The organism is Pandoraea terrae, assembly GCF_902459695.1.
Classification (GTDB): Bacteria; Pseudomonadota; Gammaproteobacteria; order Burkholderiales; family Burkholderiaceae; genus Pandoraea; species Pandoraea terrae.
Window position 1 is genome coordinate 395,530 of sequence record NZ_CABPRZ010000001.1, and the last position, 24,822, is coordinate 420,351.

A 24,822-nucleotide genomic window follows, 5' to 3' on the forward strand; every position below is an offset into this window, starting at 1 on the left:
TGAGGACGGCGGCGCGGCTTGGCTATCAGCAGATTCCGAAACGTGGCGGGAAATTCGCCCAACGATGGGGCATGCGCCGCCAGGCGCCTCCACGCCGAATCGCGGTGACGCGCGATTGCCGGCCACCGGATCGGGGATGCAGGAGGGCTGGCAGCGCCGTCGGAGAAGACGTTCAGGCCCGACCGCTGCGATACACGGCTTGCGGTGTCCGGCCGGCGAGCGCATCGAGCAGATTGGTCGTGGCGAGCGTGGCCATGGCGTGGCGCGTCTCGACGGTCGCCGAGCCGATATGGGGCAGGGCGGTGACGCGCGGATGCGTGCGAAGCGGCGAGTCGAGCGGGAGCGGCTCGGTTGCGAAAACGTCGAGGCCGGCGGCGCGCAAATGTCCGCTGTCCAGCGCCTGCAGCAATGCGTCCTCCTGCACCAGCCCGCCGCGTGCGCCATTGATGAAGATCGCGCCGGGCCGCATGCGGGCGAATTGCGCGGGGCCGATCATGCCGGCCGTCGCGGCCGACAACGGCAGCACGAGCGCGACGATGTCGGCGCCCGCGAGCAAGTCGTCGAATGCGGCGTAGGTGGCGCGGCCGGCGAGCTCGGGCGCCTGCTCGCCGAGATCGACCGGCCGGCGCGCGTGATAGAGCACCGGCATGCCGAAGCCGAGTGCGGCGCGGCGCGCGACTGCCTGGCCGATGCGGCCGAAGCCGACGATGCCGAGCGTCTTGCCATGGACATCCCAACCGAAATGGTCCTCGCCGATGTTTTTCGTCCAGTGGCCGTCGCGCACCAGGTTCGCGAGCTCCACCATCCGGCGGCTCGCAGCGATGACAAGGCCAAAGATGGTGTCGGCGGTCGTCTCGGTGAGCACACCGGGCGTATGGCACAACGTGATGCCGCGCGACTGGAGGGCCGTGAGCGGGTAGTTGTCCACGCCGACCGACACGCTGGAGATGACTTGCAGGCGAGGCGCGCGCGCGAGCATCGCATCGTCGACGGGATAGCTCGAGCCGATCATGCCATCCGCGTCGGCCAGCGCCGCGTCGAACGCGGCACGCTGTGCCGGGACGCGCGGATTGGCGACGATCACGTCGTGCGCGTCCTGAAGGCGGCGAAGTTGGTCTTCCGGCAATTCCCGGAAGACGAGCACGCGGCGGCGCGCCGTACCGGCGGCGGTGGCGGTGGCAGGCGTGGCGGGTGTGGGTTCGGTGTGGGGGGTCATAGTCCTGCTGCATCCAGTTGCGTGCGTGTCGGCAGGCCTTCCGTGTCGCCCAGGACCTGTACCGCACGCGCGCCGATCCAGGTGCCGCGGCGCACCGCGTCGGCCACCGGCAGGCCCTCGAGCAGACCGCTGATGACGCCGGCGGCAAAGCCGTCGCCCGCGCCGACCGTATCGACGACCGTCTCGACCGGAAAACCCGCAACCTGTCCGCAGACGCCCCGTCCGGCGTGTACGCCTTCGTAATATGCCCCGTCCGCCCCAAGTTTGACGACCACGAGCTTCGCGCCACGGTCGAGATAAAACCGGGCGACGCCCTGTGCAGTCGTTTGTCCTGTCAGGAATTCGCCCTCGGCCAGACCGGGCAGCACCCAGTCGGCGTGCCGCGCAAGGTCATTGAGCGTGTCGCGCATCAAGTCAGGCGTGGCCCAGAGGGTCGGCCGAAGATTCGGATCGAACGAAATCGTGCGGCCTGCAGCGCGCATCGTATCCAGTGTCTTGCGTGCGGCGGCCAGCGTTTGCGCCGACAGGGCGGGAAATACCCCGGTTGCATGCAGATGGCGGGCGGACTGCAGCCAGGGCACGTCGATGTCGTCCGGGCCGAGTTGGCTCGCGGCCGAGCCCTTGCGATGGTATTCGACAGGCGGATCGCTGCCGTCCATCACGCGCCCCTTGAACTGAAAGCCCGTGCGTTGCGTGGCGTCACATATCACATGCGAACAGTCGATGCCTTCGCCCTGCATCGCCGCGAGCAGGTAACGGCCCATCGAGTCAGTGCCGAGACGGCTGGCCCAGCCCACCCGCAGGCCCAGGCGCGACAGGCCGATCGCGACATTGGTCTCGGCGCCTGCGGTGCGCTTGTGGAACGTGTGCACGTCTTCGATGGCGCCGGGCGTGTCGGCCACGAGCAGCATCATCGCTTCGCCGAACGTGACGACGTCAAGGGCGGCGTTGGCCTGCTGAGGAACTGAGGTCATGCGGAAATCTCTGAAAAAATGGGGCTCAGGTGGATGCGGGTACGTCGCGGCACTCGGCCGACAGCCGCCGCAACGCCTGAATCTGTGCGGCGGTCACCTCATGAAGATCGTCGCCGACGAGCGGGTATTCGATGGCCCACGGCACATCGGGCGGCATATGCTGCGCGATCGTGCGGTAAGGCGCGAGCGAGTCGGCCAGCGGCACCGCGATCCATTTGTGCGGCAGCCGTTGCACCCCCTTGCAGTGCAGGTAGACGACCCGGCTGCCGAACACTTCGGCGGCCACGAGCGGGTCCTCGCCCACGAAATGCCAGTTGCCCATGTCGAAGGTCATGCCCGGCGACAGGCCGGCAAGTGCCGCGGCGGCGAAGAAGCGGCGCAGCACGCCGATCGTGCCGGCGCGCGCCGTCTGGTCGTTTTCGATGACGAGTTCAGCCGACTGTGCCACGAGACGTTCGCGCAATTCGCCCAGCGTGGCCGCGGAGGCCCGCTGGAATCCGCCGATCGACATCTTGAACCGGGAAGCGCCGAGCGTTTTGGCATGACGGATCGCCTCGTCGAGCGCTGCGGTGTCGAGCGTACCGTCAGGGCGCCATAATCCGCGCGGGCTCGAGTACACCAGCGACAGGCCGAGCTCGCGCGCGGCGTCGGCAATGGCCGGCAGTTCGGTCGCGGGGTCGCGCAGCAGTTCCGCGCGGACTTCCACGCCGTTTGCGCCGGCTGCGTGCGACAGGTGCGTGAAATACAACTGGCCATGCCGCATCACCTCTGCCGCGCCGAACGCGGTCAGGGAGATCAGGATCGGGGAGTGTTGGGTTGTCATTGCGCGACCGCCTGGTGATGTGAGCTGAGGATCTGTCCGAGGAAATTGCGCGTCTTCTCATGTGCCGGCTGGCTGAAGAACTGCGCGGGCGGCGCTTCTTCGACGATCTTGCCATCCGCCATGAAGATCACACGGTCGGCAACGCTGCGCGCAAAGCCCATTTCATGGGTCACGCAAAGCATCGTCATGCCGTCCTCGGCGAGGCTGATCATGGTGTCGAGCACCTCCTTGACCATCTCCGGGTCCAGGGCCGAGGTGGGCTCGTCGAACAGCATCACACGCGGCGTCATGCACAGTGCCCGGGCGATGGCCACGCGCTGCTGTTGGCCGCCCGAGAGCTGGCTCGGATACTTGTTCGCCTGCTCCGGGATGCGCACGCGCTTCAGGTATTTCATTGCGATCGCTTCAGCCTCGTCCTTCGACAGGCCACGCGAACGCATCGGCGCGAGCGTGCAGTTCTGCAGGATCGTCAGGTGCGGGAACAGGTTGAACTGCTGGAACACCATGCCGACTTCCTGCCGCACCGAATCGACATTCTTGCCGCCGGCAGTCAATTCGATGCCGTCGACGACGATGCGGCCTTTCTGCACGGCTTCGAGCCGGTTGATGCAACGAATCAGCGTCGATTTGCCGGAGCCCGACGGACCGCAGATCACGATGCGCTCACCGGCCTTTACGGTCAGGTTGATGTCGGTAAGCACCTGGAAATGGCCGTACCACTTCTCCACATGTTCCATGTGGATGATGGTGTCGCTGGCCGGAGCGTGTTGGGTATCCGTCATGATGGCATCCATTCGGTCTGACGCGTTACTGCATTTTCGGCAGGTCGGTGTCGAGCCACTTGTGATACAGCTTGTTGAGCTCGCCATTGGCCGTGTTGCGTGCGACGAAGTCGTTCACCGTCTTGAGCAGTTCCGGCTGGTTGGGGCGCATGGCGATGCCCATCGATTGCTGCAGCAGGTTGAACTTGGCCTCATAGGCGTTCGGGGCGCGCTTCTTGATCTGGCTCGCGACGGTAACCGAGCAGCCGATGGCATCGACCTGGCCCGACAGCAGCGCCTGCATGGCGGAGGCGTCATCGTCGAAACGGCGGATTTCAGTGCCTTCCGGCGCGCTCCGGGTGACGGCGACGTCCTGCGTGGACGCCCGGGCAACGCCGACGCGCAGCCCCTTCAGATCGGCAGCCGACTTCAGGTTGGCGCCCGCCTTGCCGAGGAGCACGATCGTGGCGGCGGCGTACGGTTGCGAAAACTGGACCTGCTTGGCGCGCTCGGGCGTGATGGCGAGCGACGCCACGAGCAGGTCAACCTTGTTCGTCAACAGGAAGGGGATGCGGTTCGGGCCGGTGACGGGCACGATGTTCGCCTTCACGCCGAGGTCCTTCGCCAGCAGTCGGGCGACGTCGGCGTCGTAGCCGTCGGGCTGGTTCTGTGCGTTGGTGGTGCCGTACGGCGGGAAGTCGACCAGCATGCCGATCGTGATCTCGCCTTTCTTCTTGATGTCGGCGACGCTTTGCGCCCAGGCGTTGGGCGCGAGCGCGCCCAGGCTGGCGGCGAGTCCGGCGGCGGCGAGGCCGAGGGTCAGCGTACGGCGGGTGATATTGGGCATCTTTTGTCTCCTGCGAAAGCGACGGTTGCGTTTCTTATCGGTCAAATCAAATGGCAAAGCACGGCAAAAACGTCAACGGGCCAGCGCGGCGGCCTGGCGGCGCTCCATACGCGCTGCCAGCAGCGAGAGCGGCCAGCACAGCACGAAATAGACGGCCGCGACGACCGAGAACACAAGCAGCGGTTCGAAGGTCGCGTTGTTGATGATCTGGCCCGCGCGCGTGACTTCCGTAAATCCGATGATTGCCGCGAGCGACGTGCCCTTGATGATCTGCACCAGATAGCCGACGGTCGGCGGCACCGCGATCTTGAAGGCCTGGGGCAGAATGACATCGCGCATGCGGTCGACGTACGACAGCGACAGCGCCTGCGCGGCTTCCCACTGGCCGCGCGGGATGGCTTCAATGCAACCGCGCCAGATTTCGCCAAGAAACGCGGCGCTGTTGAAAATCAGCGCGGCGCCGGCGGCCACCCACGGGTTGATCTCCAGGCCGAACACGGGCGCGCCGAAGAAGATCAGGAACAACTGCAGCAGCAGCGGGGTGCCCTGGAACAGCTTGATGAATCCCGTGGCGAGCCGGCGCGGCCACGCCGCTTCAGCGGTGCGGGAGAGCGCGACGACGAGCCCGAGCAGGCTGCCGCCGACGAATGCGATGACCGACAGCGCCAACGTCCACTTGGCGGCTTCGACGATGAACCAGAGTTCGGGGTATCCGAAGGAACGCATGGGGAACTCCTCAGCGGCGGTCGGGGTAGTTGAGGCCCCACTGATACACGAGGCGGAAAACGGCGGAGAACGCCAGCGACAGCAGCAGATAGATCAACGCGACGACGATGTAGACCTCGAAACTGCGGAAGGTCTGCGACTGGATGTTGGCCGCGACCGACGTCAGATCGTCGGCGGAAATCACGGAAACCACCGCGGAGGACAGCATCAGAAGGATGAACTGGCTCGTCAGCGCCGGATAGACGGCCTTGAGCGCCGGCTTGAGCACCACGAAGCGGAAGATTTCCCAGCGCTTGAGGTTGAGCGCCAGACCGGCCTCGATTTGCCCCTTCGGGATGGCTTCGATGCCGGCGCGGATGATTTCCGTGGCGTAGGCGCCGAGATTGACGACCATCGCCGTCAGCGCGGCAGTGTGCGGCGTCCAGCGCAGGCCGATCGCGGGCAGCGCGAAGAAAAAGAAGAACAGCTGCACGAGAAACGGCGTATTCCGGATGATCTCGATGTACGTGTTCACGACGAAGCGCACGGGCGCCGGGCCGGACGTCTTGCCCCACGCGCACAGGACCGCCACGCACAGGCCGATCGCCATCGCCGAGAACGACAATTGAATCGTGATCCAGGTGCCCTTGAGCAAGAGCGGCCAGGCGGCGAAGACGTCGCCGAATTGAAACGTATAGTTCACTTTTTATCCTCGTGCGCGCCAACCGCGTTCCGATCGCGAAAGGTGTGCAACGCTGTCTCCGAAGTTCGCAGTTTAAGAAACCGATTTCAGAATACGATTCGGACTAACCCTAAGCTGGCATCCGGCCACGGTTTCCAGCGGTTTTTAGCGGGTGCCGCTGCGTTTGTTGATCGGTTTCACGGGTTTTTTCGTCGCGCCGACCGCGCGAGACGAACCGCGCGGAATCAACTGCCCGTGCAGCAGGATCTGGCGCGGCGGCAGCGCAAGCCCTCGCAACCGTTCGATGAGGCAGGTTGCGGCGAGGCGTCCGAGATCGTCGGTCGGCTGCGCGATTGTGGAGATGCCCGGGCCGACGTAGGGCGACCAGTCGGTTTCATCGATACCGACAAGTCCGAGCGTTTCGCCCCATCGGCCCTCGACGCGCGCCATGGCGGCAACGAGGCGCAAGGTGGTCACGGCGTTGTTGGACAGCACGGCGGCGGGGCGGCCGGCCGTGCGCGCACAGAAATCGCGCAGGGCATCGGTCAGCGTGGAGAGCTGCGCCTCGCCATCCCCGTCAGGCGTTTCGAGCACGCTGCCGGCGACCGGCTGGCCGGTCTTATCATGACGGGCGGCGTCGCGGACGAACTCGCGGAACGCGGCCTCGCGCTCGATCCGTGAACTGACGGCGCGAATCGGTTCCGTGACGTACAGCAATTCCCGGTAGCCCTGCGCGACCAGATGCCCGGCCGCCTGTTGGATGGCGGTGGCATTGTCGAGCGAGACGAAATCGGCATGCATGCCGCGATGCTTGCGGTCGACCAGCACGATGGGCTTGCCAAGCTGATTCGCGCGGGCCGCCGTGCGCGCATCGCGCCCGAGCGTATTCAGGATGTAGCCCTCGACCTGGTACGAAGACAGGGCGTCCATCGCTTCGCACTCGCGCTCGCTGTCATTGCCGAGGTTGAACAGCATCAGCAGGTAGCCGGCTTCCTGGCACGCCTTCTCTGCCCCGCGCAGCATCGCCACCGAATACGGGTTGGTGACGTCCGCCACGACCAGGCCGATCAGGCGTGTACCACCGCGCTTGAGCGCACGCGCCATGCGGCTCGGCGAATAGTCGAGCGCCGCGACGGCCTTCTCGACGCGCGTTGCGATGTCGGGCGTCAGCAGCGTTTCGCGGTGATTGAAGAAGCGTGAGACCGTGGCTTTGGACACGCCGGCTTCGCGCGCGACGTCCGCGATGGTGGCGCGCGGCGGCGCGGCCGTCATGCCGTTCGCGCGGGGTGTGGCGGCGGTCTTTCGTGCCGGCGAACGCGGCGCTTGGGCGGATTTTTTGGCGGGCATCGAGGACTGTGCCGGCGGCAAAGGCGGGCCGGCCTTGAAACCAGTTTCAGGAAATTTCACCGCGATGTTAGCGCCGGGACGAGGGTTGCGTCCACTCCGCATAAACCCGGGGGAGGCCGGTAAGTCAAGCCGGTAAATGACGCCTGCAAACGCAATGCGGCGCCGTTTCCGGCGCCGCATTTCAAACCCGAGGGGTTTGGGAAGGAACGCTGTTTTACAGCGCGGCGTCCTTCAGTTTCTTCAGGGCGCGCGCCTTGATGCGCACGCTGGCCGGCTTCGCTTCGAACCAGCGATCCTCGCCCGTGAACGGATCCTTGCCGAAGCGGCGCTTCTTGGCCGGCACTTGTTGTGCGCCGATCTTGAGCAGGCCGTGCAGCGTGAACTCACCGGCGCCCTTCTTGTGCACGGCGCCGAGGATCGTGTTCTCGAGCGCGGCCAGGACTGCCTTGACCGTCTTCACTTCGACAGCTGCGGCTTCAGCGAGGTGCGTCGCCAGGCCTGCCTTGGTGAACGAGTCCTTGATGGGTTTGACGGCGCCATTAGCGGCAGCGCTTTTCGGCGCTGCAGCAGCCTTGGTTGCCTTCTTGGCCGCAGGGGCCTTCGTGGTCTTCGTTGCTTTCTTTGCCGTTGCCATATCGATCCAATCGATGAAAATAAGAAAGTGCCGTCTTGCGAGAGCGGCTTCGCCTGGTTGAAAATCGTTGCTGCGCCGTCGATTCTACCTAAGAAATCGCGCCTTGCTAGGGGTACCGAAATAATGTTGCGCGTGCGCCGCAGCGCCTTGCGGCAAAAGGGGCGGCGATTGTCGCCGGTCAGCGTCCCTTCGACGCTGCCGGCGATGTTTGGTTCGACGCCGTCGAAGATCAATTCGGCCTGGCCGGCATGCCCTCGGGCGGCGCTCGCCGCGGCAACAGTGCCAGGAGACCCTTCATCGTGTACACGACGATCAGCGTGCCGCACAGATCGCCGATGATCATGATGCACAGGCGCGCCAGCCAATGATCGGTGTCGCCGCGCAGAAGAAACCACGCATTGTGTAATAACGGGCTCGCGAGCGAGGTAGCGACAATCAGCACCATGAGCTTGCGCGCCGTCAGATTCGTCAGCGTTGTGCGCAAGCCGTAATACCTGACGGCGGCACGATAGACGAGATACGGCGCCGTGGCGGACAGGATGCCGCCGATGAATGCGCGTACGGTGTCGTCGGGGAAAAAGTAGAAAAAGCAGGTGAGCCAGGAGCCGGCCATCACCCCGATCGCGCCGGCCTCGCCGAACAGCAGCGTGCATAGCAGACGCATGCCCGCGGGCAGGTAGACCCAGTTCACGCCGCGCACGAATTCGGAATGGGTGAAGATCCACTCGCTCGCGATCGTTGCGGCGACGAACGCAATGGTCGAGCCGACGATGGCGCACAGGTGTAGGCGAAGCGGGGACATTCAGTTAGAATCGCGGGCAGACCGGGGGACGACTGGCGCATGATAGCGCAATCGTCTGCGCCGGCCCACCAGAAAACACCTGGCCTTCTCCGGGGCCGGCACGAAATGTCAGGAGCGCATGCCGTTGACGCGTCCCGCCGATATTTATCTTCGATTTCTCCAGCTTGCCGAGGCGGTGCGCGGATTGCCGGCGCTGCCCTCGCTCGACCCGCTCGAAGAGCGCATCCTGGTGCTGGTCGCGCAAGCCAATCAGTCCAAGCGCCGCTTGTCGGTGCGCGACATGATCGCCGTGCGCGAACTGGGCTCGCCAGCCATGCTTCACAACCGCCTCAAGTCGATGCGAGAGAAAGGCTGGATCGTGCTGCAGGACACCGAAGATGCGCGGCGCAAGCAGGTGGAGCTGACGCCTGCGGCAATGCGCCATTTCGACAAGCTGTCCCACTGTCTGGTCGAGGCCGTCAACGACGTCTGAGCGCTTGCGCCTGTTACCGGACGTCGCCGAACGTGTAGCGTCCGAACAGAAAGAGGATGTTGCCGTATCCCTTGCCGCCGGGCACATATGTGGTGGTCAGCGAAAAGCGCCCCACCGTCGCGGCCGCCAGCGGTAGCGCGCCAGGAAAGGGCACACCGCTCATGGTATCCGAGCGTGACATCAGGAATACGCTGTAGCCGAGTCCGAGATCGACCGGCCCGACCGAGGCGAGCCGCCAGATGCGTCCATACCCGGCCATCGGCGACCAATGGCTATGCGAGTCCCTGAACACCATCGCGTAGAGCACACGCGTGCCGCCGTTGCCATCGGGCAAGGCGCGTCCGAAGCCGATGCCCCACGGATGCTCGTTGTACTGATCGACCTTCTCGCGCGAATACGCAAAACGAAGATGGTGCGTGTGCAGCGGCACGTAAAGATCGGCCGCGCCATGCGTCCAGATGTCGCTGACCTCATGGCGAACGGCTTCGGCCCAGCGGCCAGGCAGCGAGCGCGTGTCCTGCGCGTCCCTATGCGTAATGGACGTGCCGACGGCTTCCATCGTTCCGACATCTCGCCCTTGCTTGTCATTGCCGAACGCCTGCGCCCACGCGGCCGAGTTCAATAACACACCGGTGCCCAGCATGGCGGCACTTCGGCATACGTGATTCTGGAAAAGCGTCAACTGTTACTCCGGTTCTATTGACAATGCACCAAAGACCTTGGCGCTTTGCTGAAGTTGCGGCATCGCGCCGCATTCCGGTCATTTTGGGAAAATTCTTAGTAATCAAATGGATGTGCAAGATATGGGCGAGTTATGCACGGTGTTGTGAACATTTTCTGTGGATAAGATCCGCGGCGCCCATGCGGCGCTTGCGCCCGGCCTGCATCGCGCCTTCGCTGCCGCTCTCCACCGCGCCGTGCGATCGCCGTTGGCGCAGCGTTTGCGCTTGCATTGCTTTCCCTGCGGCATCAAGCACTTAGGTCACCTATTCGCGAGTTATCAACTGGCTTGCCAACATTTTCTGTGGATAAGCGGCGTGCCGAAATCCCGCACCATGCCTGCGTTTGCGGCGCATGGCCTGCATTGTGGGCGGCCGCAAACCTCCCTGACGAATCAACCACTTGGCATGTTTGTCCGCGAGTTATCAACGGGCTTGTGAACACAATCTGTGGATAACGGTGGCGCGCGGGACAGGGCTGGCGATAAAAATTCGGTCGGCCTATAAAATCTCAATATATGAGATCAAGATTTACATATTGACATTTATGAGGCGTCTTATTAGGATCGAGTCAAGTTTTCGCCGGGTGCCCCAAGGGGGTCGGCGATCGGCCATGACCCGGAACGTTCAGGAGACGACAGTGACGGAACAACGGAAACAGAAGGTGGCGATCATCGGTTCGGGCAATATCGGTACCGACCTCATGATCAAGGTCTTGCGCAACAGCAAGTATCTGGAAATGGGCGCGATGGTCGGCATCGACCCCGCCTCGGACGGCCTGGCCCGCGCGCAGCGCCTGGGGGTGCCGGTAACGGCGGGCGGGATCGACGGTTTGCTGGCGATGCCCGGCTTCGACGAGATCGCCATTGCATTCGATGCGACCTCGGCGAAGGCGCACGAGCACCACAACAAGCTGCTGCAGGCGCGCGGCGTGCAGGTGATCGACCTGACCCCGGCGGCGATCGGTCCGTACGTGATTCCGTCGATCAATCTCGACGAACACCTGGACTCGACGAACATCAATATGGTGACGTGTGGCGGCCAGGCGACCATTCCCATGGTTGCGGCTGTCTCGCAGGTGGCGAAGGTGCATTACGCCGAAATCGTGGCGTCGATCGCCAGCAAGTCGGCGGGGCCGGGCACGCGCGCGAACATCGACGAGTTCACCGAAACGACGTCCAAGGCCATTGAAGTCTTGGGCGGCGCCCAGCGCGGCAAGGCCATCATCGTGATGAACCCGGCCGAGCCGCCGCTGATCATGCGCGACACCGTGTTCGTGCTGTCCGAGCTGGCCGACCAGGCCGCGATCGAGGCCAGCGTCGAGGCGATGGTCGCCAAGGTCAATGCCTACGTGCCGGGTTACCGCCTCAAGCAGAAGGTGCAATTCGACGTGTTCGACGCGTCGCGCCCGCTCAACGTGCCGGGTCTGGGCAAGTTGACCGGCCTGAAGACTTCGGTATTCCTCGAAGTGGAAGGCGCCGCGCATTACCTGCCTGCGTATGCCGGCAACCTCGACATCATGACCAGCGCCGCGCTTGCCTGCGCCGAGCGCCTGGCCGCCACCCGCCTGGCCGTTGCCGCCTGAGCGGCGCCTGGAGACGTTCAACATGACGCAGAAAAAACTCTATATCTCGGACGTGACGCTGCGCGACGGCAGCCACGCCATCCGTCACCAGTACAGCATCGCCAATGTGAAGGCGATTGCCGGCGCGCTCGATCGCGCCAAGGTCGATTCGATTGAAGTCGCCCATGGCGACGGTCTGTCGGGGTCGAGCTTCAACTATGGCTTCGGCGCGCACACCGATCTGGAGTGGATCGAAGCCGTTGCGGAAACCGTCACGCACGCCAAGGTGGCGACCCTGCTGCTGCCGGGCGTGGGCACCGTGCACGATCTGCGTTCGGCCTATGACGCCGGCGCCCGGGTCGTGCGCGTGGCAACGCACTGCACCGAAGCCGACGTCTCGCGCCAGCACATCGCCTATGCGCGTGAACTGGGCATGGATACCGTCGGGTTCCTGATGATGAGCCACATGATCGCGCCGGACAAGCTGGCCGCGCAGGCCAAGCTGATGGAGGAGTACGGTGCGACGTGCATCTACGTGGTGGACTCGGGCGGCGCGCTCACGATGAACGACGTGCGTGATCGTTTCCGCGCATTCAAGGATGTGCTCAAGCCCGAAACGCTGACCGGCATGCACGCTCACCACAACCTGAGCCTCGGTGTGGCGAATTCGATCGTGGCGGTCGAGGAAGGCTGTGACCGTATTGATGCGAGTCTCGCCGGCATGGGTGCGGGCGCTGGCAACGCGCCGCTGGAGGTGTTCATCGCGGCAGCTGAGCGTCTGGGCTGGAACCACGGCTGCGACCTGTACACGCTGATGGATGCGGCCGACGACATCGTGCGTCCGCTGCAGGATCGTCCGGTGCGCGTCGATCGCGAAACGCTGGCACTGGGCTACGCGGGCGTGTATTCGAGCTTCCTGCGCCACGCAGAAGCGGCGGCTGCGAAGTATGACCTGAAGACGGTCGACATCCTGGTCGAACTGGGCACGCGCCGCATGGTCGGCGGCCAGGAAGACATGATCGTCGACGTCGCGCTTGATCTGCTCAAGCGCCGCGCTGCCTGACCTCTGTTTGAAATGATCAGCGCGGCGTGCCGGCCCAACCGAGCTGCCGGCTGATCTGCGCCGCCGTGCCTGTCACGCGCGGCGCCAGCGCTTCCATGCGCTCGCGGTCCATGTACTTGGTCGTGCTCGACACGCTGATGGCCGCCACCACCTTCATGCTTGCGTCGTAGATGGGCGCGGCGACGCAGCGAATCTGTGGTTCGTCGTCTTCCAGATCGAACGCGTAGCCTTTTTCCGCATATTCCTTCATTCGCTTGAGCCAAGCCGCTTCGTTGAGCGTGCGCATGGGGCTCGTCGCGTTGAAGTGTTCCAACTGCTCGCGCCACGCCGACTCGGGTTTGTCGAGCAGCAGGGCCTTGCCCACGCCGGTGATGCAGATCGGTTTGCGTCCGCCGATGCGCGAGCTGATTTCCACGGCGCGCTTGCCCGGCAGTTTGTCGAGGTACATGACTTCCCAGCCGTCTGCGACGGCGAGATGGACGGTGTCCTGGGTTTCATCCGCAAGGATCTCGAGCGCCGGACGCGCGACGCGCGGCAAGTCGATTTGCCGGTACGCCAGGAAACCCAGCTCGATCAGCTTGTTGCCAAGACGGTAGCCCCGGCGCGGCTCGAAGCGCAAGTAGCCGGCATGCACCAGCGCGGACGCGAGCCGGTGCGTGGTCGACAGGGTGATGCCCGTATGCGCGGCGAGGGCGGGCACGGTATCGATGCCTGCGGCGACGGCCTCGACGATGTCGAGACCGCGAAACAGCGTCTGGCTGGCGAGCGCGCGAGGGCGCTCGGGGTCGGAAGCATTCGTCATGGAGACGGCATGGAGAAAAGGCAAACGTCTATTTTGCCGTGAAACGCCATTCGCCGCCGGCATAATTCGCGTTTCCCGACGGCCTTTCCCGTCCTTTGCAGGTTGCCGTCAGGCATTGCCCAGCGCCAGCAGTTTCTCGTAGACGTAGCATTTGAGCGCGACGTAATGCGCAGGCTCGAGCGCGGGCAACTCGATGCCATGCAGATGACCGCCGTCGTCCAGGGTTTGCAGGCTGCGGATCGTGCCTTCGGCGGCCAGTGGGACGTCGATGTCGCCCACGCGCACGCGAAACGCCAACTCGAGGGTGTCGCCGGGCGAGCCGATCTGGGAGGGGGAGAGGAGCGACACCCCTTCGGCGCTGACGTCCTGAAGCAGGCCGAGTCGTGCCCCGGGCAGGCTGGCGCCCGTCACCGTGGCCACAAGGCGCGCCGGCGCGCGTTGCGAACGGCGCAGCACCTTGCGGCGAATCTGCGCAGGCGGGGAGAGCAGGACATAGGGAAACGGCGTCCGTTCGACACGCTCGACGGTGCAGACGAAATGAAAAATATCCTCGCCCGAAAACGTCCACAGTTCCAATCGTTCGCTGGGTTGCAGGGTCATCGGCGCGGCCCGGCCCGTGGGGGCTGTGAGGAACAGCATCTGATTCGGGGCGTAGCCGATGACGCGCGTGCGCACGCGTTGCGATCCCGCGCCCGGCGGCAACTGGATCTGCAGCCAATCCCCCGGACGAAGGTTGAGATCGGCCAATCCGTAAGCCGGTTCGCCGGCGGCGCCATTCGTGCGCGCCGGGGCGGCCGGATCGATGTCGTTTGCGGCGTCGGGCGCCGGGCTTTCGGCGGATGCGTCGCGCAGGGTCGTTTCCGGCGTATCGGCGTCGGCAGACAGCGATAGCGGACGATGCGGTGAGAAGGTGGTGAAGAGCCACGCGAGCGCGTCGGCGTCAGGGACGTGTTCCTGCGCTTGCAGCAATGTGTCGCCGTTGGCATCGCAAATCGGCCAGGGCAAGGCCGCGTTCACCGGCACGTCGGCCGGCGTCAAGGGGATCAGGGGCAAGGCTTGCATGAGAACAGTGATCGCGCGTTCGTCGCCGTGCATCGGCGTTCGCCGCATGCCGGTCGACCCGTTTCAGGTCAGGTAGAGGATGGCGTGAGTGTAGCGCGCCGCCATGCGATTGACGAGCGGTAGTGGGCCTGCGCGATGATTTTGCAATACGAACCAATCATTCCGGCTTTACGCATCGCGGCCTCATCGCTATAGGAATTTTCTGTTCGTGATGCCGGACGATCTGCACTATAGTCGGCGCCTTGCCGGCAGCGGCCATCGACGAGGCGGCCGCCGCCGGCGAGTCGTCTTGTCTGGTGCGGCAGATCGTCCCCCGGGGTCAGTCGGATCAATACACCGAAGGGGGATGTGATGATGGGTGCATTGGGAGTGAATACCCGGGGCGGCGCTGGCGCTGTGTCGAACGATGCCATGCGGATGCAGGTGTTATCCGCGGCGTCATTGCCCGGCGATTTGGCTACGGTCGGGGGGACGGCGCCAGTGCCGGCGCCGCGCACGCGCGGCGGTGCGGGGACGGGCCAATCCAACGGCCTTGCGCCCGCGCGTGACATGCGAATGGACTTTGCGGCGTGCGCCGTGTTCGGCGCGGTGCTTGGCGGGATCGCCGCGACGACGACGACGAGCCAGCATTTTTACGCGCCGGAGTTTGCGCGCGCGTTACGGCGCGAGCCGGCGCTGGGCGATGCGATGCCTGCGGGGACGCCGTCGCGGCACGCCTTGGGCGCATTTACCACTGCCGTCGAGATGTCGGCCGCCGCCAACGCGGTCGCCGAAATCGATGCGTTTCTGAGCGCGTTGCAGGGCCCGGCCGATGCGGGGTGGCGGTTTCGCCTCGGGCGCGACATGTTGTCGCTTGTCGGCAACGCGGCGATCCTGACGATGATCGGCCAGCGGTTCTTGCGCGATGCCGCCGGCGAGTGCGTGGATGTCGGCACGGCCAACACACCATTCGGTACACCGTGGGCGGATTGGTTGCTGTTGAGTCTTGAGGGCGTGAAGGGGGGCATCACGCAGATGTTGGGTTACCCGACGCTGATTCGTCACCATGCGGTCGACGAGTACATCAAGCGTCTGGATGCAGGAACACGGCTATTGGAGGCGGCCATGCGGCCTCAGGGCGACGTGCGCGCTGGCGGGTCGGGGCGTGCGTGGCTGGCGGCATGCGAGCGGTTGCGCGAAGTGGCGACGGGCTTCACGTTGGCGAACACGTGCGTGCCGCCGGCGCGGCTTGTCTTGTGGATTTCGCAGTGGACGGATGCGGGTGGCGCAGCCGGGCATGAGAGCCATCACAGCGCGGCTTTCGAGTTCCATCGCGGCTGGTTGCGATTGGCGGGCTTGTCGCTCGACAGCTTGCGTGCAATCACGAGTCTTGCGGGTACGGCGGCACGCACTGCGCTGTTCAAGTGCGATGCGCAGGCGGTTCGACGACGCTTGATGGAACTTGTCCGGATGGCCGGGGACGACAATGCCAACGTGCCGGCGAGTGTGCCCTTGCGTCTTGCACAAGTGGCGGCGCTGGTTGAGTGTTGCGATACGGCGCTGCTGTCCGCCATCGACCGCCATGAGGTATTGCGCGAGGCGCTGTTTGGCGCAGCGAAATTGTCCGCCGAAGACATCATGGCGCAGTGCAAGGCGCACGGTGTGCAGTGCGCGCCGAAGCGCACAGATGGCCGCTTGCGACTGTGCTGCCAGGCGGCGGAGAGCGCCTGGGGAAAGCGTTGGCGCAACGGTGCGTGGCGATGGGCGGGTGCGACCGGGGTACGGATCGCCTATCGGCTCCTGCTGAGCTACCAGCACTTCAGCAGTGCGCTGCCGGAATGGGTGGCGCACCGCTTTCACGAACGATCGCGGGCGGCGGTGCGCGAGGCTGCGGGCGTGCGGTCCCCGCGGTCCGGGCCCGTCACGCCCGCAACTTCAGCCGCGTACCTGTTGCGGGCGGACACCGCGACAAAGCTGTGAAGCCAATGGCAAAGGGCGACGGTGCGGAGTTGCGCCCGCCGGGCGCGTCCGCCCGGCATGACGCAGGTCCGCGCATTACCAGTTGCTTTCCCGCTCGGGCGTGGCGGTGATCTTGTGGATCGACAGGTCGGCGCCGTAATACTCCTGTTCCTCGTCGAGACGCAGCCCCATGGTGCGTTTGAGGATGCCGTACACGACATAGCCGCCCGCGAAGGCAATCAGCACACCGAGCGCGCTGCCGAGGACTTGCGAGGCAAGGCTCACGCCGCCGAGGCCGCCGAGGGCAGATTGGCCGAATACGCCGGCGGCGATGCCGCCCCAGACGCCGCACACGCCGTGCAGCGGCCAGACGCCGAGGACGTCGTCGATGCGCAGGCGGTTTTGCGTCACGGTGAACAGCCACACGAACAACGCGCCGGCGACGGCGCCGACGACGAGCGCGCCGAGCGGGTGCATGAGGTCCGAACCGGCGCAAACGGCAACGAGCCCGGCGAGCGGTCCGTTATGGATAAAGCCGGGATCGTCCTTGCCCAGCCACATCGCGACGAGGGTGCCGCCGACCATGGCCATGAGGGAGTTGATGGCCACAAGTCCGGAGATGCCGCCTAGGCGCTGCGCGCTCATGACGTTGAAGCCGAACCAGCCGACGATGAGGATCCAGGCGCCCAGCGCAAGGAAGGGGATCGACGACGGGGGATGAGCGGTCACCTGGCCTTGCCCGTTGTAGCGGCCGCGGCGGGCGCCGAGATGCAGTACGGCCGCCAGCCCGATCCAGCCGCCAACCGCATGCACGACGATGGAACCGGCAAAGTCATGGAAAGGGGCGCCGAATGTGCGGCCGAGCCAGTCCTGGATGCCGAGATGATTGTTCCAGGCGATGCCCTCGAAGAACGGGTAGAGCACGCCGACGAGGAAAAAGGTTGCGATCGACTGCGGATGAAACTTCGCGCGCTCGGCGATGCCGCCCGAGACAATCGCCGGAATGGCAGCGGCGAACGTCAGGAGGAAGAAGAACCGCACGAGTTCGTAGCCGTTGTGTTGTGCCAGGGTGTGGGCGCTGGACCAGAAATCGACGCCGTAAGCCAGCGGATAGCCGATGAAGAAATAGGCCAGCGCCGATACGGCGAAGTCGGTCAGGATCTTCACGAGGGCGTTGACCTGATTCTTCTTGCGGACGGTGCCGAGCTCGAGAAAGGCGAAGCCTGCGTGCATGGCGAGAATCATGACGGCGCCGATCAGGATGAACAGCACGTCGCCAGGTGTATTGGTATTGGGCATGAATGTGCGATTTTGGTGCAAGTCGAATGAAGAATGATGATAAGCAAGGACGGTGCCAGAATCGCCAAGCATTTGATTTTTATGGATGCCTGTTTTTCTGGTGCGAGATGGTGCACGCGAAGAAGCACTTTTTGGGTGCTTTCGTGCGAGGTTGCGGTGCGCGCGGTTCGACAGGGCGATGGGCGAATGGGGCAGTCACACGGTAGAATCGTTTCGTTCGTCCTGACGCCGGCCGCAAGACGCGCGCGGGTGCAGGGCCGCCGATTCCATCGCAGCGTTACCACTGAGGATACGTCTCACCATGATCTTTGAAATCGCCCAGATCGAAGTCAAGCCCGGCACCGAGGCCGAATTTGAACGCGGTGTCGTTGCCGCCACCCCGTTGTTCAAACGCGCACGTGGCTGCCATGGCCTGCGCCTGCTCAAGTCGATCGAACAGCCCGCGCATTACAGCCTCGTCGTGACGTGGGAAACGCTCGAGGACCACATGGTGCATTTCCGTGAGTCGGACGACTTTCTGGAGTGGCGCCGTCTTGTCGGCAGCTGCTTTGCCGCACCGCCGAATGTCGGCCACGTGACGGAAGCGCTCGTCGGCTTCTGAACGGCGCCAGGCGGAGATCGGGAGGGCGACAGTTACTGCGCCCGCCCGGTCTGCCGTCGCAGGAAGGACGGAGGTGCCGCCGCGAACCGGACGGGATGCCACCCCTTCAGTGCGGACAGTGAAACAGTGTTTGTCTACGGGTTAACGCGCAGGATCGCGTCATAACTTTTCATATAACATGCAAACCGGAAAAATTTGGCGCAGTGGAGACGATGACAACAAAACCCCGGACGTTGACCGAGCAGGTCGCCCAGCAGTTGATCGAGGCGATCCGCCAGGGCGAATACCCGGTCGGCACGAAGTTGCCGACGGGCAAGGTGCTGGCCGAGACGTACGGCGTCAGCCAGGCGGTGATTCGTGAAGTGACCGAGCGCTTGCGCGCACAGGGGCTGATCGACAGCCGCCAGGGTGCTGGCGTGACGGTCAAGTCCCGCACGCCGTCGAGTGGCTTCCAGGTGCCGGGCGCGCATGAGCAAAGCCGTATCGACCTCGCCAGTGTGTACGAACTTCGGCTCGATCTCGAAAGCACCGCCGCCGCGTTGGCCGCGGTGCGCCACACCCCTGCCGATATCGAGCGGCTTGCCGACATCCTCACACGTCTGAAGGCCAATCTCTTCCACGCCGACAGTGGCGTGGAAGACGACACCGCGTTCCATGCCACGATCGCGCAGGCGACACATAACCCGTACTACGCGGAATTGCTGCAATACCTGAATCTGCAGATCCGGCAAGCCGTTCAGACCGCGCGAACGAACACGCTGCGGCATTCCGGTCTCGCGGAGCAGGTATACGAGGAACACGTTGCCGTGTTCAACGCCATCAAGGCGCGCGACCCGTTGCTCGCGCGTGCGGCGGCGCTCTCCCACCTGCTGCGCGCCTCGGCCCGTCTCGGGCTGACGCTGCCCGGCCGCGACATCATCACCGGCGCGATCGCGTCTTCCGTCTCATGAATTCAGTGAACTTTATCCAACGTCTGCGCGATGCCATCGGCGACGACAGTGTTTTTACAACGCCCGACGACATTGCGCCGTGGCTCACGGATTGGCGTGGCCTTTATCGCGGCCATGCGCAAGCCGTTGTGCGGCCACGTACGACCGAGGCCGTCTCGCGCGTGCTTGCTTTGTGCCAGGACGCCCGCGTGCCCGTCGTGCCGCGGGGCGGGAACACCGGCTTGTGCGGCGGCGCGACGCCGGACGGTGCGTCGAACAATCTGGTCTTGAGCCTCGATCGCATGAACGCGATTCGCGGCATCGACACGATCGCCAATACGCTCGTGGCGGAAGCCGGCTGCATTCTCGGCGACCTCCAGCGCGCGGCCGCCGAAGTGAATCGCTTGCTGCCGCTCAGTCTGGCCGCCGAGGATTCCTGCCAGCTCGGCGGCAATCTCGCGACGAACGCGGGCGGCGTGAATGTCGTGCGCTACGGAATGGCGCGCGAACTGGTGCTCGGTCTCGAAGCGGTGCTGCCTGGCGGCGAGATCTGGCACGGCCTGCGCACGCTGCGCAAGGACAACACGGGCTACGACCTCAAGCAGTTGCTGATTGGCTCGGAAGGCACGCTCGGCGTGATCACCGCCGCCGCGCTGCGTCTGTACGCGCCGACGCCGGTGCGCCAGGTCGTGATCGCCGCGGTCGCTTCGCCGCGCCAGGCGCTCGCGTTGTACGAACTGCTGTTCGCGGAGTGCGGTCCGCGCATGCAGGCGTTCGAATTCTTCACGGGCGAATGTGTCGATCTCGTCGCCGCGAATGTCGAGGGCGTACGTTCGCCGTTCGCCGGCCGACATCCCGCCTACGTGTTGGTCGAGCTGGCCGACACGGCGGACGAGGCGGGCCTGAACGCGTTGCTCGAACGCGTGATCGAACAGGCCATTGAGCGCGACTTGTGCGCGGATGCGGTGGTGTCGTCGTCGCTCGCGCAGATCGAGGCCATGTGGAAGCTGCGTGAAGAAATCTCGGAAGCGCAACGCGCGGACGGACTGCACCTCAAGCATGACGTTTCACTGCCGATCGAGGCGATTCCCGATTTCATGGTGAGCGCCGAGGCCCGCATCCGCCGCGTGTGTCCCGACGTGCGCCCTTTCATATTCGGGCATTTCGGCGACGGCAATCTGCATTACAACCTGTCGCGTCCGGCCGGTGCGCCGAACGACTTTATGGCGCAGCACGGCGAGCCGCTGACGGCCGAAGTGCTCGACGAGGTCGCGCAGTATGGCGGCAGCATCAGCGCGGAGCACGGCATCGGCCAGCTCAAGCGCGACTATTTTGCGAAGTACAAAGCACCGCTCGAGTTGCGGCTGATGCGCGAGATCAAGCAGGTCTTCGATCCCGCCGGCATCATGAATCCGGGCAAGTTGCTCTGAACGCCCGATTCGAACAAACGAGGAGACACGAAGATGAACTGGTATCGCCAGATGAACACCACCGAGCGGCGGACTTTCATCGCCGCGTTCGGCGGCTGGGCGCTCGACGCGCTCGACTTCATGGTCTTCACCTTCGTGATCACGACGTTGATCACGGTGTTCTCCATCGACAAGGCACAGGCCGGTTTGCTCGCGACGGTCACGCTGCTGTTCTCGGCAATCGGCGGCTGGCTGGCCGGCATGCTCGCCGACAGGTACGGACGCGTACGCGTGTTGCAGGGCACGATCCTGTGGTTCTCGGTGTGCACGGTGCTGATCGGCTTCGCGCAAAATTTCGAGCAGATCTTCCTCCTGCGTGCGCTGCAAGGCCTGGGTTTCGGCGGCGAATGGGCGGTCGGTTCGGTGCTCATGGGCGAGATTGTCCGTACCGAGCATCGCGGCCGCGCCGTCGGCACGGTGCAAAGCGGCTGGGCCGTCGGCTGGGCCGTGGCCGCCCTGTGCTATACGGGCGCGTTCAGCTGGTTGCCGGAAGTCTACGCGTGGCGCGCGCTGTTCTGGATCGGCGTGATCCCGGCCCTGCTTGTGCTGTACATCCGCAAGCATGTGCCGGAACCCGAGTTGTTCCAGCGCACGCAAAAAAGCGAAGAGACCAGCGCGCACCGGACCTCGCCGCTGGCGATCTTCTCGCCGGCGCTGATCAAGACGACGGGCTTGGCGGCCTTGCTCTGCACGGGCGCGCAAGGCGGTTACTATGCCGTCACGACCTGGCTGCCGACGTTCCTCAAGACCGAGCGCCATTTGTCGGTGATCGGCACGGGCGGCTATTTGCTGGTGATCATTCTCGGTTCGTTCATCGGCTATCTGGTCGGCGCGTACCTGACGGACCGCCTGGGCCGCCGCGGGAATCTGCTGGTTTTCGCGCTGCTTTCGGGGGCGAGCATCTACGTCTACACGCAGTTGTCATTGACGAACGAACAGATGCTGGTGCTGGGCTTCCCGCTTGGATTCGCCGCGTCCGGCATCTTCAGCGGCATGGGCGCCTATTTGACGGAACTGTTTCCCTCGCCCGTGCGCGCAAACGGGCAGGGCTTCGCGTACAACTTCGGCCGCGGCATCGGCGCGTTGTTTCCGAGCCTCGTGGGCTATCTCGCCAAGACGAGCGGTCTGGGCGCAGCCATCGGCATGTTCGCCGGCGGCGCTTATCTCCTGGTGCTTCTGACCGCGTTCCTGTTGCCTGAAACGAAAGGCCGCGAGATCCATTGAGCGCGTGGGTGACGGCCGCACGGCCTCGGCCATGCGGCCATGCGATGTGAGTGACGGTTTGAGGAATAAGCTGAAATGGAACAAGTCGATTGCGTCGTGATCGGCGCGGGCGTGGTGGGATTGGCGGTTGCGCGCGCGCTGGCATTGGCGGGGCGCGAGGTCGTCATCCTCGAGTCCGAGCGCGCCATCGGCACCGGTACGAGTTCGCGCAACAGCGAAGTCATTCATGGCGGCATTTACTATCCGCCCGGATCGCTCAAGGCGCGGCTGTGCGTGGAAGGCAAACGCCGGCTCTATGAATTCTGCGCCACGCATGGCGTCGAGCATCGCCGTTGCGGCAAGCTGATCGTGGCCACGAGCGCCGCGCAAGTCGGGGAGCTGGAAGCGATTGAACGCAATGCCCGCGCGAGCGGTGTCGATGACCTGCGCTGGTTGTCGCAAGCCGACGTCGCCGCGCTTGAGCCGGCGTTGTCATGCCACGGCGCGTTGCTCTCGCCATCGACCGGCATCATCGACAGTCATGGCTTGATGCTGGCGTTGCAAGGCGACGCGGAAACGGCGGGCGCGATGTTGGCATTCGACGCGCGCGTCGTCGGCGGGCGCGCCGGCGACGCCGACGGTATCGAACTCGACGTGATGACGGAAGGCACTGTCTCGACATTGCGTGCTTCTGCCGTCGTCAACAGCGCGGGGTTGTGCGCAGTCGATATCGCCAGAGCGATCGACGGACTCGCCGCGGGGCACATCCCGCAGCGCTACTACGCCAAGGGCAGTTATTTCACATGCGCGCAGCGCGCGCCGTTTTCGCATCTGGTCTACCCCGTGCCCGAACCGGGCGGGCTGGGCGTGCATCTCACGCTCGATCTGGGGGGGCAGGCGCGTTTCGGCCCGAACGTACAGTGGATCGACGAGATCGACTACTCGGTCAATCCGTCGGATGGCAACGCATTCTATGCCGCAGTGCGCCGCTATTGGCCGGCGTTGGCCGACGGCGCGCTGCACGCGGGCTATGCCGGAATTCGCCCGAAGATCAGCGGGCCGGGTGAGCCTGCGGCGGATTTTCGGATCGACGGGCCGGCCACGCACGGTGTGCCGGGGCTGGTGAATCTCTTCGGCATCGAATCGCCGGGACTGACGGCGTCGATGGCGATCGCCGACCACGTGCTGACGCTTATATAAGCAGCCCGGCCGCCACAGCGCCCGAATGCGTGCGCGTGAAAATTCTGCTGTCCGATCAATGGCTTGGCTGATTTGGTCCGGGATTATCAACAGGCTTGTGAACATTTTCTGTGGATAAGCCCGGTTGCCGAGGCGAAGCAGCGCGCCTTCAGCGTTGCGGCTTGACCCGGTGCGCCGCAAGCCTCGGTCTTCAGGCCGGGGAGGATGGCCCAAGGCCCCACTTCCTTCGGGGCGTAGCGCGGACGCCGTAGGCGTCCTTTGGGCGGTCAGTGTGGGGGCTGCTGCTGTTCGATGTACTGGCGAATGATTTCGATGGGCGCGCCGCTACCGCTTCCGGCGAAACACGGTGGCGACCACAGCGCCTTCCTCAAAAAAAATCAGAAAAAACGCCATGTCTGCCAGGCCGTATTTCGTTGTGGGTCGTCATAGCCCCACGTATGATTGACGTCACGAAACGTCTTCAGGCCTTCAAATACGAACTGATGCCGACCGGCGAGCAGCAGCGCGACATGCGCCGCTTCGCTGGTGCATGCCGGTTCGTTTTCAACCAGGCGTTGTCGTTACAGAAGGCGCGCTACGCGCAAGGCGAGAAGAAGCTCGGCTACGCTGGGCTATGCAGGCTGCTCACGCAATGGCGCAACGGCACCGAAACGCCCTGGCTTAAGGATGCACCAACACACCCGTTACAGCAGACGCTCAAGGACCTGGAGCGTGCCTACACCAACTTCTTCGCCAAGCGTGCCGACTTCCCGCGCTTCAAGAAGAAGGGCCTGCGTGACAGCTTGCGCTATCCCGACCCGAAGCAGATCAAACTCGATCAGGGCAACCGCCGCATCTTTTTGCCCAAGCTGGGCTGGCTGCGCTATCGCAACAGCCGCGATGCGCCTGGGGCGGTGAGAAATGCCACGGTCAGCCTCTCGGGTGGCAAGTGGTTTGTGTCGATCCAGACTGAGCGTGAGGTTGAGCAACCGGTACCGCAGGCCACCAGTGCAATTGGCATCGACGTGGGTGTTGCCCGTTTCGCCACGTTCAGCGACAGCACATTCCTCGCACCGCTCAACAGTTTCAAGAATCACGAAGTTCGTTTGCGCCGCTATCAGCGCGCCATGAGCCGCAAGATCAGGTTCAGCAACAACTGGAAGAAGGCGAAAGCCCGCGTCCAGCGCATTCACGCCCGCATCGGCAACGCCCGCCGCGACTATCTGCACAAGGCCACGACCACGATCAGCAACAACCACGCGATGGTGTGTATCGAGGACTTGCAAGTACGGAACATGGTCAGGTCGGCAGCAGGCAGTATCGATGCACCGGGTAAACACGTTCGGGCCAAGTCCGGCCTGAACAAGTCCATCCTCGACCAAGGCTGGTTCGAGTTCCGCCGCCAGTTGGCATACAAGCTGGCATGGCGTGGCGGCTCGCTTATCGCGGTGCAACCGCAGAACACTAGCCGGGAATGTCCGGCTTGTGGGCACGTTGCGGCAGTGAACCGGCAGACTCGGGCGCGTTTCAAGTGTGTGGCGTGTGGATACGAAAACCATGCCGATGTCGTCGGCGCGATCAACGTTTTAGCGCCGGGACACCGCGTTGTAGCCTGTGGAGATTCGGCGCAGTCAGGCCGCTTGGCGAAGCAGGAACCCACCGAAGAGACTGCGCAGATCATCGCGTAGCTCCGTAGGACTCCCCTGCGCCTTCAGGCGGGCGAGGATGTCA

At 64.4% G+C, this 24,822-nt stretch carries 25 protein-coding genes and 1 pseudogene; 10 read left to right on the forward strand and 16 right to left on the reverse strand.

The features are described 5' to 3' along the window. Nucleotides 1–172: 172 nt before the first annotated feature. The 10 genes from PTE30175_RS01765 to PTE30175_RS01810 all read right to left on the reverse strand — a co-directional run bounded on the left by PTE30175_RS01765 (nt 173) and on the right by PTE30175_RS01810 (nt 8,791). Nucleotides 173–1,216: a 2-hydroxyacid dehydrogenase gene (locus PTE30175_RS01765; protein ID WP_150695317.1), complete on the reverse strand. Its 1,044-nt coding sequence runs from the start codon at nt 1,214–1,216 to the stop codon at nt 173–175. Beyond that, nucleotides 1,213–2,190, reverse strand: coding sequence for a sugar kinase (locus PTE30175_RS01770; RefSeq protein WP_150695318.1), 978 nt, complete (start codon nt 2,188–2,190; stop codon nt 1,213–1,215). Before PTE30175_RS01770 ends, PTE30175_RS01765 begins: the two co-directional genes overlap by 4 nt. A gap of 25 nt (nt 2,191–2,215) precedes the next feature. Then, the gene (locus PTE30175_RS01775) at nt 2,216–3,013 is read right to left on the reverse strand and encodes a sugar phosphate isomerase/epimerase family protein (RefSeq protein WP_150695319.1); all 798 of its coding nucleotides are present in this window, start codon (nt 3,011–3,013) and stop codon (nt 2,216–2,218) included. Next, complete coding sequence (locus PTE30175_RS01780) at nt 3,010–3,795, reverse strand: amino acid ABC transporter ATP-binding protein (RefSeq protein WP_150695320.1); 786 nt, start codon at nt 3,793–3,795, stop codon at nt 3,010–3,012. The genes PTE30175_RS01775 and PTE30175_RS01780 overlap by 4 nt, the downstream gene beginning before the upstream one ends. Before the next feature lie 25 nt (nt 3,796–3,820). Beyond that, nucleotides 3,821–4,621 carry a transporter substrate-binding domain-containing protein gene (locus PTE30175_RS01785; protein WP_150695321.1) on the reverse strand — a complete coding sequence of 267 codons (801 nt, stop codon included), beginning with the start codon at nt 4,619–4,621 and terminating at the stop codon, nt 3,821–3,823. A 72-nt stretch (nt 4,622–4,693) separates the two neighbouring features. Continuing rightward, nucleotides 4,694–5,347, reverse strand: coding sequence for an amino acid ABC transporter permease (locus PTE30175_RS01790; protein ID WP_150695322.1), 654 nt, complete (start codon nt 5,345–5,347; stop codon nt 4,694–4,696). Between the two features lie 10 nt (nt 5,348–5,357). Further along, the gene (locus PTE30175_RS01795; protein ID WP_150695323.1) at nt 5,358–6,029 is read right to left on the reverse strand and encodes an amino acid ABC transporter permease; all 672 of its coding nucleotides are present in this window, start codon (nt 6,027–6,029) and stop codon (nt 5,358–5,360) included. A 144-nt stretch (nt 6,030–6,173) separates the two neighbouring features. Continuing rightward, on the reverse strand, nt 6,174–7,280 hold the full coding sequence (locus PTE30175_RS01800; protein ID WP_150695403.1) for a LacI family DNA-binding transcriptional regulator: 1,107 nt from the start codon (nt 7,278–7,280) through the stop codon (nt 6,174–6,176). 289 nt (nt 7,281–7,569) lie between these two features. Beyond that, nucleotides 7,570–7,989 (reverse strand): HU family DNA-binding protein, encoded by a 420-nt coding sequence (locus tag PTE30175_RS01805; RefSeq protein ID WP_150695324.1) that lies wholly within the window; start codon nt 7,987–7,989, stop codon nt 7,570–7,572. Nucleotides 7,990–8,218: 229 nt separating this feature from the next. Next, nucleotides 8,219–8,791, reverse strand: a complete 573-nt coding sequence (locus PTE30175_RS01810; protein WP_150695325.1) for a hypothetical protein — start codon at nt 8,789–8,791, stop codon at nt 8,219–8,221. Nucleotides 8,792–8,909: 118 nt separating this feature from the next. Between PTE30175_RS01810 and PTE30175_RS01815 the strand changes: the two genes are divergently transcribed. Further along, entirely contained in the window at nt 8,910–9,263 is a 354-nt protein-coding gene (locus PTE30175_RS01815) for a winged helix-turn-helix domain-containing protein (RefSeq protein ID WP_150695326.1), read from the forward strand. Between the two features lie 13 nt (nt 9,264–9,276). On the opposite strand, the gene pagP is transcribed toward PTE30175_RS01815, so the two are convergent. Continuing rightward, nucleotides 9,277–9,945: a lipid IV(A) palmitoyltransferase PagP gene (gene pagP, locus PTE30175_RS01820; RefSeq protein ID WP_150695327.1), complete on the reverse strand. Its 669-nt coding sequence runs from the start codon at nt 9,943–9,945 to the stop codon at nt 9,277–9,279. A gap of 650 nt (nt 9,946–10,595) precedes the next feature. On the opposite strand from pagP, the gene PTE30175_RS01825 reads away from it, so the two are divergent. Both PTE30175_RS01825 and dmpG read left to right on the forward strand, forming a co-directional pair. Beyond that, a complete protein-coding gene (locus tag PTE30175_RS01825) occupies nt 10,596–11,567 on the forward strand; it encodes an acetaldehyde dehydrogenase (acetylating) (RefSeq protein WP_150695328.1) in 972 nt (323 codons plus the stop codon). Between the two features lie 22 nt (nt 11,568–11,589). Further along, nucleotides 11,590–12,609 carry a 4-hydroxy-2-oxovalerate aldolase gene (gene dmpG, locus PTE30175_RS01830; protein ID WP_150695329.1) on the forward strand — a complete coding sequence of 340 codons (1,020 nt, stop codon included), beginning with the start codon at nt 11,590–11,592 and terminating at the stop codon, nt 12,607–12,609. 16 nt (nt 12,610–12,625) lie between these two features. Here the strand turns inward: dmpG and PTE30175_RS01835 are convergent, their stop codons facing one another. From PTE30175_RS01835 to PTE30175_RS28110, 3 genes are all read right to left on the reverse strand, one after another. Further along, nucleotides 12,626–13,411: an IclR family transcriptional regulator gene (locus PTE30175_RS01835; RefSeq protein WP_150695330.1), complete on the reverse strand. Its 786-nt coding sequence runs from the start codon at nt 13,409–13,411 to the stop codon at nt 12,626–12,628. A gap of 108 nt (nt 13,412–13,519) precedes the next feature. Beyond that, a complete protein-coding gene (locus PTE30175_RS01840; protein WP_191628761.1) occupies nt 13,520–14,506 on the reverse strand; it encodes a flagellar brake protein in 987 nt (328 codons plus the stop codon). Nucleotides 14,507–14,541: 35 nt separating this feature from the next. After that, complete coding sequence (locus PTE30175_RS28110) at nt 14,542–14,886, reverse strand: hypothetical protein (protein WP_191628763.1); 345 nt, start codon at nt 14,884–14,886, stop codon at nt 14,542–14,544. Between the two features lie 136 nt (nt 14,887–15,022). Here PTE30175_RS28110 and PTE30175_RS01845 point away from each other — a divergent pair, with 136 nt between their 5' ends. Beyond that, nucleotides 15,023–16,432, forward strand: a complete 1,410-nt coding sequence (locus tag PTE30175_RS01845; protein WP_191628765.1) for a hypothetical protein — start codon at nt 15,023–15,025, stop codon at nt 16,430–16,432. A 75-nt stretch (nt 16,433–16,507) separates the two neighbouring features. Here PTE30175_RS01845 and PTE30175_RS01850 read toward each other — a convergent pair whose 3' ends face one another. Beyond that, nucleotides 16,508–17,710 (reverse strand): ammonium transporter, encoded by a 1,203-nt coding sequence (locus PTE30175_RS01850; protein ID WP_150695333.1) that lies wholly within the window; start codon nt 17,708–17,710, stop codon nt 16,508–16,510. Nucleotides 17,711–18,011: 301 nt separating this feature from the next. Between PTE30175_RS01850 and PTE30175_RS01855 the strand changes: the two genes are divergently transcribed. The 5 genes from PTE30175_RS01855 (at nt 18,012) to PTE30175_RS01875 (ending at nt 23,112) form a co-directional block, all read left to right on the forward strand. Then, nucleotides 18,012–18,311: an antibiotic biosynthesis monooxygenase family protein gene (locus PTE30175_RS01855; protein ID WP_150695334.1), complete on the forward strand. Its 300-nt coding sequence runs from the start codon at nt 18,012–18,014 to the stop codon at nt 18,309–18,311. Between the two features lie 212 nt (nt 18,312–18,523). Continuing rightward, nucleotides 18,524–19,261, forward strand: coding sequence for a FadR/GntR family transcriptional regulator (locus tag PTE30175_RS01860; protein ID WP_150695335.1), 738 nt, complete (start codon nt 18,524–18,526; stop codon nt 19,259–19,261). Next, a complete protein-coding gene (locus tag PTE30175_RS01865; protein WP_150695336.1) occupies nt 19,258–20,670 on the forward strand; it encodes an FAD-binding oxidoreductase in 1,413 nt (470 codons plus the stop codon). The genes PTE30175_RS01860 and PTE30175_RS01865 overlap by 4 nt, the downstream gene beginning before the upstream one ends. Nucleotides 20,671–20,703: 33 nt before the next feature. Next, on the forward strand, nt 20,704–21,933 hold the full coding sequence (locus tag PTE30175_RS01870; RefSeq protein WP_150695337.1) for an MFS transporter: 1,230 nt from the start codon (nt 20,704–20,706) through the stop codon (nt 21,931–21,933). Nucleotides 21,934–22,008: 75 nt separating this feature from the next. After that, nucleotides 22,009–23,112: an NAD(P)/FAD-dependent oxidoreductase gene (locus PTE30175_RS01875; protein ID WP_150695338.1), complete on the forward strand. Its 1,104-nt coding sequence runs from the start codon at nt 22,009–22,011 to the stop codon at nt 23,110–23,112. 266 nt (nt 23,113–23,378) lie between these two features. Here PTE30175_RS01875 and PTE30175_RS01880 read toward each other — a convergent pair. Beyond that, nucleotides 23,379–23,474 (reverse strand): annotated as a pseudogene (locus PTE30175_RS01880) (IS200/IS605 family transposase); the annotation flags it as partial. A gap of 75 nt (nt 23,475–23,549) precedes the next feature. Here PTE30175_RS01880 and PTE30175_RS01885 point away from each other — a divergent pair. Further along, on the forward strand, nt 23,550–24,779 hold the full coding sequence (locus PTE30175_RS01885) for an RNA-guided endonuclease InsQ/TnpB family protein (protein WP_150695339.1): 1,230 nt from the start codon (nt 23,550–23,552) through the stop codon (nt 24,777–24,779). Nucleotides 24,780–24,822 lie beyond the last annotated feature (43 nt).

Coding starts and splice junctions, on each gene's coding strand:
- PTE30175_RS01765 (WP_150695317.1), bottom strand. CDS start 1,216: ATGACCCCCCACACCGAACCCACACCCGCCACGCCTGCCACCGCCACC.
- PTE30175_RS01770 (WP_150695318.1), bottom strand. CDS start 2,190: ATGACCTCAGTTCCTCAGCAGGCCAACGCCGCCCTTGACGTCGTCACG.
- PTE30175_RS01775 (WP_150695319.1), bottom strand. CDS start 3,013: ATGACAACCCAACACTCCCCGATCCTGATCTCCCTGACCGCGTTCGGC.
- PTE30175_RS01780 (WP_150695320.1), bottom strand. CDS start 3,795: ATGACGGATACCCAACACGCTCCGGCCAGCGACACCATCATCCACATG.
- PTE30175_RS01785 (WP_150695321.1), bottom strand. CDS start 4,621: ATGCCCAATATCACCCGCCGTACGCTGACCCTCGGCCTCGCCGCCGCC.
- PTE30175_RS01790 (WP_150695322.1), bottom strand. CDS start 5,347: ATGCGTTCCTTCGGATACCCCGAACTCTGGTTCATCGTCGAAGCCGCC.
- PTE30175_RS01800 (WP_150695403.1), bottom strand. CDS start 7,280: ATGACGGCCGCGCCGCCGCGCGCCACCATCGCGGACGTCGCGCGCGAA.
- PTE30175_RS01805 (WP_150695324.1), bottom strand. CDS start 7,989: ATGGCAACGGCAAAGAAAGCAACGAAGACCACGAAGGCCCCTGCGGCC.
- PTE30175_RS01810 (WP_150695325.1), bottom strand. CDS start 8,791: ATGTCCCCGCTTCGCCTACACCTGTGCGCCATCGTCGGCTCGACCATT.
- PTE30175_RS01815 (WP_150695326.1), top strand. CDS start 8,910: ATGCCGTTGACGCGTCCCGCCGATATTTATCTTCGATTTCTCCAGCTT.
- PTE30175_RS01825 (WP_150695328.1), top strand. CDS start 10,596: ATGACCCGGAACGTTCAGGAGACGACAGTGACGGAACAACGGAAACAG.
- dmpG (WP_150695329.1), top strand. CDS start 11,590: ATGACGCAGAAAAAACTCTATATCTCGGACGTGACGCTGCGCGACGGC.
- PTE30175_RS01835 (WP_150695330.1), bottom strand. CDS start 13,411: ATGACGAATGCTTCCGACCCCGAGCGCCCTCGCGCGCTCGCCAGCCAG.
- PTE30175_RS01840 (WP_191628761.1), bottom strand. CDS start 14,506: ATGCACGGCGACGAACGCGCGATCACTGTTCTCATGCAAGCCTTGCCC.
- PTE30175_RS28110 (WP_191628763.1), bottom strand. CDS start 14,886: ATGGCATCGTTCGACACAGCGCCAGCGCCGCCCCGGGTATTCACTCCC.
- PTE30175_RS01845 (WP_191628765.1), top strand. CDS start 15,023: ATGCGAATGGACTTTGCGGCGTGCGCCGTGTTCGGCGCGGTGCTTGGC.
- PTE30175_RS01850 (WP_150695333.1), bottom strand. CDS start 17,710: ATGCCCAATACCAATACACCTGGCGACGTGCTGTTCATCCTGATCGGC.
- PTE30175_RS01855 (WP_150695334.1), top strand. CDS start 18,012: ATGATCTTTGAAATCGCCCAGATCGAAGTCAAGCCCGGCACCGAGGCC.
- PTE30175_RS01860 (WP_150695335.1), top strand. CDS start 18,524: ATGACAACAAAACCCCGGACGTTGACCGAGCAGGTCGCCCAGCAGTTG.
- PTE30175_RS01865 (WP_150695336.1), top strand. CDS start 19,258: ATGAATTCAGTGAACTTTATCCAACGTCTGCGCGATGCCATCGGCGAC.
- PTE30175_RS01870 (WP_150695337.1), top strand. CDS start 20,704: ATGAACTGGTATCGCCAGATGAACACCACCGAGCGGCGGACTTTCATC.
- PTE30175_RS01875 (WP_150695338.1), top strand. CDS start 22,009: ATGGAACAAGTCGATTGCGTCGTGATCGGCGCGGGCGTGGTGGGATTG.
- PTE30175_RS01885 (WP_150695339.1), top strand. CDS start 23,550: ATGATTGACGTCACGAAACGTCTTCAGGCCTTCAAATACGAACTGATG.